The sequence below is a fragment of the Agromyces subbeticus DSM 16689 genome (assembly GCF_000421565.1).
Lineage (GTDB): Bacteria > Actinomycetota > Actinomycetes > Actinomycetales > Microbacteriaceae > Agromyces > Agromyces subbeticus.
The window spans coordinates 67,616-77,794 of record NZ_ATXG01000017.1; the positions used below are offsets into that span (position 1 = coordinate 67,616).

At 70.2% G+C, this 10,179-nt stretch carries 5 protein-coding genes; 4 read left to right on the forward strand and 1 reads right to left on the reverse strand.

The window, feature by feature from the left end:
* The first annotated feature begins 17 nt into the window (after nt 1–17).
* From H521_RS0118035 to H521_RS24220, 3 genes are all read left to right on the forward strand, one after another.
* The gene (locus H521_RS0118035; protein WP_156891536.1) at nt 18–1,205 is read left to right on the forward strand and encodes an MFS transporter; all 1,188 of its coding nucleotides are present in this window, start codon (nt 18–20) and stop codon (nt 1,203–1,205) included.
* Complete coding sequence (locus H521_RS0118040; protein ID WP_022894418.1) at nt 1,202–4,057, forward strand: FAD-binding and (Fe-S)-binding domain-containing protein; 2,856 nt, start codon at nt 1,202–1,204, stop codon at nt 4,055–4,057. Before H521_RS0118035 ends, H521_RS0118040 begins: the two co-directional genes overlap by 4 nt.
* 207 nt (nt 4,058–4,264) lie before the next feature.
* Nucleotides 4,265–7,765, forward strand: a complete 3,501-nt coding sequence (locus tag H521_RS24220) for a glycosyl hydrolase family 95 catalytic domain-containing protein (RefSeq protein WP_211215517.1) — start codon at nt 4,265–4,267, stop codon at nt 7,763–7,765.
* A 92-nt stretch (nt 7,766–7,857) separates the two neighbouring features.
* Here the strand turns inward: H521_RS24220 and H521_RS0118050 are convergent, their stop codons facing one another.
* Complete coding sequence (locus H521_RS0118050; RefSeq protein WP_022894420.1) at nt 7,858–9,450, reverse strand: ABC-F family ATP-binding cassette domain-containing protein; 1,593 nt, start codon at nt 9,448–9,450, stop codon at nt 7,858–7,860.
* 318 nt (nt 9,451–9,768) lie between these two features.
* Here H521_RS0118050 and H521_RS25190 point away from each other — a divergent pair.
* The coding region (locus H521_RS25190; protein ID WP_026482457.1) for a cell wall-binding repeat-containing protein at nt 9,769–10,179 on the forward strand (411 nt) is incomplete at its 3' end.

The following is a 10,179-nucleotide window of genomic DNA, read 5'->3' on the forward strand; positions in this document are numbered from 1 at the left end:
GCGAGCATGCCGCGGCCGTGAGCCTCGCTCGTCGCGGACTCTACGTCGCGTTCGCGGGCATGGGGGCGACCGCAGCGGCGATCCCAGCACTGCTGCCTTCGATCGAGCGGGCGGTCGGGGCCCCGGTGCTCACGGCCGTTCCGGCCCTCTTCGGCGGTCTCCTGGTCGGCGTTCTGGCTTCGAGCCCGGTGCTTCGGCGCGCACATCCACTGCGTGTGGCTGCGATCGGATGCCTCGTGCAGGCCGTCGCCCTCGGTGCGGCCGCACTCGCCGGCACCGCCGCGACGTTCGTCATCTTCGCCGCGCTCGCCGGCTTCGGCTTCGGGCTCACCGAGGCCGCGGGCAGCGTGGCGGCGAAGTCCGTCGCGAGGTCGTCGACGACGGCGATCCTCACCGCCCTGACCGGCACGGTCGCCGTCGCGGCCGCGCTCACCCCGCTTCTCGTCGCCGCCGCGGCGGGATCGGATCAACCCGGGCTGATCCTCATCGTCGTCGCCGGACTGCAGGTGGCCGCCGGCGCAGTGCTCCTGACCGCTGGGCGCGGCGCCCCAGCGGCCGGCTCCCCTTCTGCTGACAGCGCTGCCCCGGGACACCGCACGCGGGCGCTCCGCCGCACGAGCCTCATCGCGCTCCTGCCGCTCGCGATCGCACTCCCGCTCTACGTCGGTGTCGAGACGGTCTTCGCGGGCTGGTCGGCGGTGATCCCCGCCGAGCTCCTGCACCTCGATCCTGCCGCCGCAGCCCTCGGCACCTCGGCGTTCTGGGCGCTCATGGCGGCCGGTCGGTTCACGTCATCGGCCGTGCTGCGCCGCGGCCTGGCACCGCGCCGTGCCCTCGTCATCGCGCTGATCGCGGCAGCAATGCTCCTCGGCATCGCCGCCCTCACCGCACCGGTCGTGCCCGTGCTCGGGCTCGTCGCGATCGCCGCCGCCGTCGTCGCCCTCGCCCCGACCTATGCGATCGTCATCGGCCTCGCGCTCGATCGTCTCGACGACATCGAGGCGGCGCACGCCACGGGCGTGCTCGTGGCGTGCGGAGCGGTCGGCGGCACGTTCGTGCCGGCACTCGTGCTGCTCGTCACCGATCAGCCGGCCGGCTCCGTGACCTTCGCCGTGACGGCAGCACTCTGTCTCGCGATCGCCGGCCTGTCGGCCGTCGGAGTCCGGCGCGTCCGACCAGCCACCACAGAAAGCCGCATCGCATGACCTCGCCAGCAACCGCCCTCCGCTCCTCCGTCGACCCGGGCGACCCCGAGCTCGCTGCGGGCCTCGGCCGGCTGCCCGGCATGCAGGGCACGGATGTCTCGGTCGCCGAGTTCGACCGCGTCGTCGCGGGCATCGACGCCTCGCATGTGCTGCTCACCCCCGCCGCCGTGGTCACGCCCCGCAGCATGGAGCAGGTTGCCGAGGTGTTCCGATTCGCGGCCGACGCCGGCCTCGGGGTCACCGTGCGTTCGGGCGGCACGAGTCTGTCGGGTCAGGCCGCGAGCGAGGGGATCCTGCTCGACACCCGAAGCGCGTTCCGCCGCATCCAGCCCGAGCCCGGCGGCGAGCGGGTGCGAGTGCAGCCGGGCGCCACTGTGCGCCAGGTGAACGCGCGGCTGCTCCGGCACGGCCGCAAGCTCGGCCCCGACCCCGCGAGTGAGATCGCCGCCACCATCGGCGGCGTGATCGCGAACAACTCCAGCGGCATGGCGTGCGGCACGCATCACAACAGCTATCGCACGCTTGCCGCGCTGACCTTCGTGCTCGCGAGCGGCACCGTCGTCGACACCTCGCTGCCCGATGCCGACGACCGGCTCGCGGCCGCGGAACCCGAGCTGCACGCCGGCCTCGCCCGCCTCCGCGACCTGGTACGCGGCCGCGACGAGCTGCACGCCGAGATCGAGCGCCAGTACCGCGGCAAGAACACCATGGGGTACGGACTCAACTCCTTCCTCGACTTCACCGAGCCGGTCGAGATCCTCGCCCACCTCATGGTGGGCAGCGAGGGCACCCTCGGCTTCGTGGCCGAGGCCGTGTTCGACACCGTGCCGATCGCGTCGAGCATCGCCACCGCCCTGCTCGTCTTTCCGAGCCTCGATGCCGCCACCGGCATCCTGCCCCTGCTCGTCGAGACCGGCGCCGCGACGCTCGAGCTGATGGATGCGGCATCGCTCAGCGTCATCCAGGCCGACCCCGCGGCATCCGGACTCATCGACGATCTCGTGATCGACGGGCATGCCGCGCTGCTCGTCGAGTACCACGGTCGTGACGACGACGACCTCGCCCGGCAGCTCGATCGGGCTCACGCCCGCCTCGGCTCGGCGGGCGCACCCCCGCTCGACGTGACACGCGATCCGAGGGAACGCGCACGACTCTGGCATCTTCGCAAAGGCCTCTACGCGACGATCGCCGGAGCACGGCGACCCGGGACGACCGCGCTGCTCGAGGACATCGCGGTGCCGGTCGCGCAGCTCGCGACCACCTGTGCCGCACTGCAGCGGTTGTTCCTGCGGCACGGCTACGACGACGCCGTCATCTTCGGGCACGCGAAGGACGGCAACATCCACTTCCTGCTCACCGAGGACTTCACCGGGCCGGGCGCGATCGAGCGGCAGGCGCAGTTCACGGAAGACCTGGTCGAACTCGTGCTCGCCGCGGGCGGAACGCTGAAGGCCGAGCACGGCACGGGCCGCATCATGGCGCCCTTCGTCGAGCGGCAGTTCGGCTCCGACCTGTACGCCGTCATGCGCGAGGTCAAGCACCTGTGCGACCCCGCAGGGGTGCTGAATCCCGGCGTGCTCCTCACGGACTCCCCCACCGCGCATCTCGAGCACCTGAAGCTCACCCCCGAAGTCGAGGCCGAGGTCGATCGCTGCGTCGAGTGCGGCTACTGCGAACCGGTCTGCCCGAGCAAAGACGTCACGATCACCCCGCGCCAGCGCATCGCGGTGCGCCGCGCACGCGCCGCGGCCAGGGCGGTCGGCGACACCGCGCTCGATGCACGCCTCGCCGCCGCCGAGGAGTACTCCTCGGTCGAGACCTGCGCGGCCGACGGAATGTGCCAGACCGCCTGCCCGGTGCTCATCAACACGGGCGATCTCGTGCGTCGGCTGCGCGAGCAGGATGCGAACGCGCCGACTCGGACCATCGCCGCCGGACTCGCCGGTGCATGGAGCGCGGTGAGCCGTGGGGCGTCGCTCGCCCTCACCGCGGCGAAGGCGGTGCCACCGATCGCCACCGCGGCCAGCGCGGCCGGGCGCGTGATACTCGGTGCCGACGTGGTGCCGCAGTGGACGGCCGACCTGCCGCGCGGCGGCCCGAAGCGAGCCCATGCCTCGTCGCCCGCCGGCGAGGTCGTGTTCTTCTCGGCGTGCGTCGGATCGATGTTCGGCCCGGCCGAGGGGGGCGATGCCATCGGTGCCGCCGCGGCGTTCCGGCTGCTGTGCGAACGGGCCGACCTGGAGCTCATCACGCCTGGCGGCATCGACGGGCTCTGCTGCGGAACCCCGTGGAAGTCGAAGGGCCTCGCCTCCGGATACCGCACCGCGATCGAGCGGACCGTGCGCGCGCTGCTCACCGCATCCGACGGAGGCCGTCTTCCGATCGTGTGCGACAACTCCTCGTGCACCGAAGGGCTCGTGCACGCGCTCGAGAATGTCGGCGAGCTCGATGGTGCTCCGGTCGCCCTTCGCATCGTCGATGCGGTCGATTTCGCCGCAGAGCACCTGCTGCCGCGCCTCGACATCGGCGATCGGCTCGAGTCGCTCGCGCTGCATCCGACCTGCTCGAGCACTCGACTGGGGTCGAACGAGCACTTGCGAGAACTCGCGAGCGCCGTGGCCGTCGATGCCGTGGTTCCGGATGCCTGGGGCTGCTGCGGGTTCGCCGGCGACCGGGGCATGCTGCATCCCGAACTGACCGCTTCGGCCACCGCCGCCGAGGCGTCGGAGCTCGCTGAACGCGACTTCGACGCGCATGCCTCGTGCAACCGCACCTGCGAGATCGGCATGACCCGCGCCACGGGGCAGCCGTACGTGCACATCCTCGAGCTGCTGGAGCGCTCGACCCGCTGAGTGAGGCAGCGTTTGCACGCACCATCCGAACACGGATGCCTCGACGCGCTCGCTGACCGGCCGAGTGCGCACTTCGCAACTCACGCCGATTTGCGTCTATACATCTGATCTCTTCTCGGGAATGATGGGTCGAGATCGCGGAGATGGCTGACGTTCAGCCGTGTGCGATCTTCAGACACCAGACCAATGCTGCCCTGGGAGGTCCCCTTGATTCTCGACCACGAACTCGACCGACGTCGCGTGCTGCAGATCGGCGGCGTGCTCGCGCTCGCTCCGCTCGTGCCCAACCTCATAGGCGGCCAGTCCGCCGCGGCGGCACCGCTGCTCGCCAACGGCGTGCGCGCGGCCACCGGCGGCCTGAGCATCCCCGAGATCTCGTCGAAGGCGCTCTGGTACGGCGTGCCCGCGACCGACTGGGAGAAGCAGGCACTGCCCATCGGCAACGGCCGCGTCGGCGCCATGCTCTTCGGTAACCCCGACCAGGAGGTCGTGCAGTTCAACGAGCAGAGTCTCTGGGGCGGGCTCAACAACTACGACAACGCGCTCGCCGGTCAGCCCGACGGCGCCTACGACACGAGCGAGACCGGGTTCGGCTCGTACCGCGACTTCGGCACGATGCGCATCACGTTCGCCGCGGGACCCGTCGTGACCTCGCCGGGCGGCCCGTACACGATCTCGGGCTCGGAGAGCGTTGCGAACACCATCGATGGCAAGAGCAGCACCAAGTGGTGCATCATCGCCCCGCCCGCCCACGTGCTCTGGCAGGCCGACCTCACGACGCCGGTCGCCGTCTCGAGCTACAGCATCACGAGCGCGAACGACACCCCGGTGCGCGACCCGCAGGAGTGGGCGTTCCAGGGGTCGAACGACGGCACCACCTGGGTCACCCTCGACTCCCGCGTCGGCCCGCCGTTCGAGCAGCGCTTCCAGACCAAGACGTTCACGTTCACCAACACCACCGCCTACGCGAAGTACCGCTTCGACATCGTGGCCAAGGCCGGAGTGAGTCACTTCCAGGTCGCCGAATTCGCCCTCGGCGGCGTCGACCTCGTGGCGGGCGACCTCGTCTACGTCACCTCGCCGAGCGGCCACTCGGGCGACGACGACGCCGACATCGCGCGCAGCATCGACGGCGACCTCGCCTCGGCGTGGCACGTCGCCGAGACCGGCGCCGGCGCCCACTGGCAGCTGCAACTGGTCGCCAAGCGCGCGCTCAACGGGTACGTCATCACGAGTGCCGCCGACGCCTCCGCGGCCGATCCGCGCGACTGGGTGCTGCAGGGCTCCAACGACGGCGACACGTGGCAGCAGCTCGACTCCCGCACGGGCATCGCGTTCGCGTCGCGAGGCGAGGCCAAGGAGTTCGCCTTCACCAACGCCACCGAGTACTCGCTCTACCGCCTGACGTTCACGGCCCCCGGTGCGTTCCACCTCGCCGGTGTCGCCGTCACCGGCAGCGGGTTCGACACCCGCACCCGCCGGGTCGCCGCCGACTACCGTCGCTCGCTCGACACGGCCATCGGCGTGCACCACACGCAATACGGCCTGCGCACCGGCCGGGTCATGCGAGAGGCGTTCGCGAGCCGCGGCGCCGACCTGATCGTGCTGCGATACACGACGGATGACGCGGCGGGCCTCAGCGGCGTGATCACCCTCGCCTCGGGGCAGGCCAACGCGCCGACCACCGCGAACGGCACGACGCGCCGCCTCGGCTTCCAGGGAGCGCTGCTCAACGCGCTCAAGCACGCCGCCACCCTGCAGATCATCGACACCGACGGCGACGTCACGGCCGGCGCGTCGTCGCTCACGTTCACCGGCGCGACCACGTTGACCCTGCTGCTCGACGCGCGCACCGACTACAAACTGAGCGCCGCAGAGGGCTGGCGCGGCGCCGAGCCGCAGCCGGGCATCGATGCGGCGATCGCCGCGGCATCCGCTCGCCCCTTCGACGAATTACGCGATGAGCACACCGCACAGGTCGGCGCCCTCATGTCGCGGGCGGTCGTGAAGTGGGGCGATACGGATGCCGCGGTGCTGCAGCTGTCGACCAACCAGCGCCTCGCTCGCTACGGCGCGGGCGGCGCCGACCCCACCCTCGAGCAGGCGATGTTCGACTACGGGCGCTACCTGCTGCTCAGCTCGTCGCGACCGGGCGGCCTGCCCGCCAACCTGCAGGGCCTCTGGAACAACCAGAACCAGCCGGCCTGGGCCTCCGACTACCACACCAACATCAACGTGCAGATGAACTACTGGGGGGCCGAGACCACCAACCTCCCCGAGAGCCACGAGGCCCTCGCGACGTTCATCGAGCAGGTCGCGGTGCCGAGCCGGGTGGCTACGCGCAACGCGTTCGGCGAAGACACCCCCGGCTGGACGGCGCGCACCTCGCAGTCGATCTTCGGCGGCAACTCGTGGGAGTGGAACACGATCGCGAGCGCCTGGTATGCCCTGCACCTCTACGAGCACTGGGCGTTCACGCAGGATCGCACGTACCTCGAGACGCTCGCCTACCCGCTGATGAAGGAGATCTGCCAGTTCTGGGAGCACGAGCTCAAGGAGCTGCCCGACGGCACGCTCGTCGCCCCCAACGGCTGGTCGCCAGAGCACGGGCCCCGTGAAGACGGCGTCATGCACGATCAGCAGATCATCTGGGACCTGTTCCAGAACTACCGGGAGTGCGCCGCCGTGCTCGGCGTCGACGCCGCCTATCAGGCCACCATCACCGACCTGCAGTCGCGGCTCGCGCCGAACAAGATCGGCAGCTGGGGCCAGCTGCAGGAGTGGCAGACCGACCGCGACAGCCCGACCGACCCGCACCGCCACACCTCGCACCTCTTCGCGGTGTACCCGGGCCGACAGATCACGACTCAGACGCCCGAGTTCGCGGCGGCGGCGCTCGTTTCGCTGAAGGCCCGGTGCGGTGAGCAGGAAGGTGTGCCGTTCACCGAAGCGAGCGTGACCGGCGACAGCCGTCGCTCGTGGACGTGGCCATGGCGTGCCGCGCTCTTCGCACGCCTCGGCGAGGCCGAGCGGGCGAACTCCATGGTTCGCGGTCTGCTGCGCTACAACACGCTGCAGAACCTGTTCGGCAACCACCCGCCGTTCCAGATGGACGGCAACTTCGGCATCACCGGCGCCGTCGCCGAGATGCTGCTGCAGAGCCACGAGCAGCGCATCGTGCTGCTGCCAGCGGTGCCCAACGCGTGGAAGCCGACCGGTTCGTTCACGGGCCTTCGGGCCCGCGGCGGCTACGAGGTCTCGGCCGCATGGGAGAACGGCGTGGTCACCTCGTACAACGTGGTCGCCGACAAGGCGCCGAACGCGAGCCCGATCGTCGTGGTCGTCAACGGCGAGGCTCGTCGCGTGCGACCCGCCGACCCCACGACCGGCGCACCGATGCTCGACCTCGGCGCGGCCGTCGACGTCGCGTTCACCGTCGAGGTGAAGCGCCGCACGGTCGGCGGCAAGGTGCAGCTCGTGGTCAAGGCGACGAACGACGATAACGCTCCGGTGACGTTCGCGTTCGAGAGCGCCTACGGGTCGAAGACGATCGCCGACGTGGCCGCGGGCAAGAACGCGACGCACTCGTTCTCGACGAGGCTCGCCGCGATTCCGGCGGGGGTGCTCGCGGTCACGGCGACCAAGACGGTGGGCGGCCAGCCGATCGTCACGCCGCGCGATGTGCCCTACGAGGCGTTCCCCGCCTGACGCCGGGCTGCGAGCAGCGCCCACGAAGCCGGTCGACGGATTGCGTCGGCCGGCTTCGTCGTGCCCGGTGGCCGGCGGCCCCGTCGCGAGTGTCAGAGCGCCCCGGTCGCCGCCGTCTCGCGCACGCGCGGCCCGCCGTCGAACACGAGCAGTCGATCGGCGAGCTTGTCGACGAAGAACCGGTCGTGGCTGACCACGATGACCGCACCCGGGAAGTGGGTCAGCGCCCGCTCCATGACCTGCGTCGAGGTGATGTCGAGGTGGTTCGTCGGCTCGTCGAGCACGATCACCGCAGCCCCCGACAGCAGGCACTGTGCGATCGCGACACGTGCGCGCTGACCGCCCGAGAGCGTGCCGATCTTCTGCTTCAGATCGGCCTCCGAGAACTGCAGCATCGCGAGGAACCGGTTCACGCTCTTCTTCGTCGCGGTGAACGCGAGCGAGTCGGGGTAGGCATTGACGGCATGCCCGACCGTGTCTTCGAGGTCGAGCTCGGCGTAGACCCGGTTGTACGACACGTACCGAGCGCCCTTCGCCCAGCGCACGGTGCCGAAGTCCGCCTCGGTCTCACCGGTCAGCACGTCGAGCAGCGTCGACTTGCCCGAACCGTTCGAGCCGAGCACCGCGACCCGGTCGCCTCGGCGCAGGTCGAACGAGAGATCCTCGAACAATGGCGCTCCGCCGAAGCTCTTCGTCAGCCCCGTCACCGTCAGCAGGTCGTTGCTGACCCGCAGCCCCTCGTAGATGCCCGTGATGATCTGGTCGATCGGTCGCGGCGCCTGCCGCTTCTTGATGTCGGCGAGCCGGCGGGCGACCGCGTTCGACGGATTGCGCGCAGCCTCGCGGCGCGCTGCCGAGGCGGCCTGCTCGTAAGCCAGCAGCTCCTCTTCATGCGCGAACTGCTTCTCGAGCATCTTCAGTCGCGACTGCTTCGCGTGCACGTACGCCGAGTAGTCGCCCTCGTACTCCTGCAGGCGGTAGTTCTCGAGTTCGATGATGGTGGTGACGACGCCGTCGAGGAACTGGCGGTCGTGCGAGACCATGAGCACGGCGCCCGCGAAGCCCGAGAGCCAGTTCTCGATCCACTTCACGCCGTCGAGGTCGAGGAAGTTCGTCGGCTCGTCGAGCAGCAGCACGTCGGGCGACTGCACGAGGATCTGCGCGAGCGCGGCGCGGTTGCGCCAGCCGCCCGAGAGGCGCCCGACCGACAGCGCGCGGCGCTCCTCGTCGAAGCCGAGCCGGGTGAGCACCGTGTCGATCGTGGTCTCGTAGGTCCAGCCGCCGATGTGGTCCATGCGCTCGAAGAGCTCGCCCTGCTCGGTCAGCAGGCGGGTCATCGCGTCATCCGCCATCGGCTCGGCGAGCGCCATGCCGATCTCGTCGAGTCGACCCTGCGTCTCGTGCACCTGCTCGAAGTGGCGGCTCAGGATCTGCTGGATGCTCTGCTCGCCGTCGAGCTCCGAGAACTGCGAGAAGTACCCGATCGTGGTGCCGAGCGTGACATCCCGGGTGCCGCCGGTCGGCTCGCTCCGCCCGAGCACGACCTCGAGCAGGCTCGTCTTGCCGGTGCCGTTCTTGCCGATGAGCCCGACGCGGTCGCCCTGTTTGAGCTTCAGGAACGCCTCCTTCAGCACCGGGCGCCCATCGAATTCGATGCTCACGTCGTTCAGGCGGATGAGGCTCACGGGTGTCCTTGCGTTCTGAGGGAGGTGACAGGCGAGACGGATGCCTCAAGCCGACGTTCTTCGCGAGCAGTACCCCACGCGGGGTCGGCGGCTGGCCGGGCCAACTCTATCGGGCGTGCCTCCGCGCTCACGCGCCGGAGTCGCTCTGCAGGAACAGCGCGTGCTCGATGCCCGCGTTGGTCTCGCCCTCGTGAGCTCGACCAGCTCGCCGTGCTCGCCACGGAGGCGGCAATCGAGGCTCATATCGAGCTGATGGGGCGAGGTAGAGTCATGCTGGCTGCGCTGGGAAGGCGCCCGTTCCATTCCAACCACGACGGGATGTCATCCATGCGAGTTCGCGCGCTACTGGTCGCCGTGGCCGCGATCGTGGTGTCGCTCCCCCTCGCGCTCGTCGCTCCGACCGTGACTGCGACTGCGACTGCGACTGCGACTGCGACTGCGACTGCGACTGCGACTGCGACTGCGACTGCGACTGCGACTGCGACACCGTCGACGATCGATCCGTTCCCTGAGGGCATCACCCGACTGAGCGGCGAATCGCGCTATGAGACCGCCGTCGCCGTGTCCCAGCGATTCGAGCCGGGCGCGCCCGTCGCATTCGTCGCCACCGGCGCCGACTTTCCCGACGCGCTCTCGGCCGCGGCTGCCGCCGCCCTCTCGGGCGGCCCGCTCCTCCTCACACCGTCGACGCGACTCCCAGATGTCGTGCGTACCGAATTGCAGCGGCTG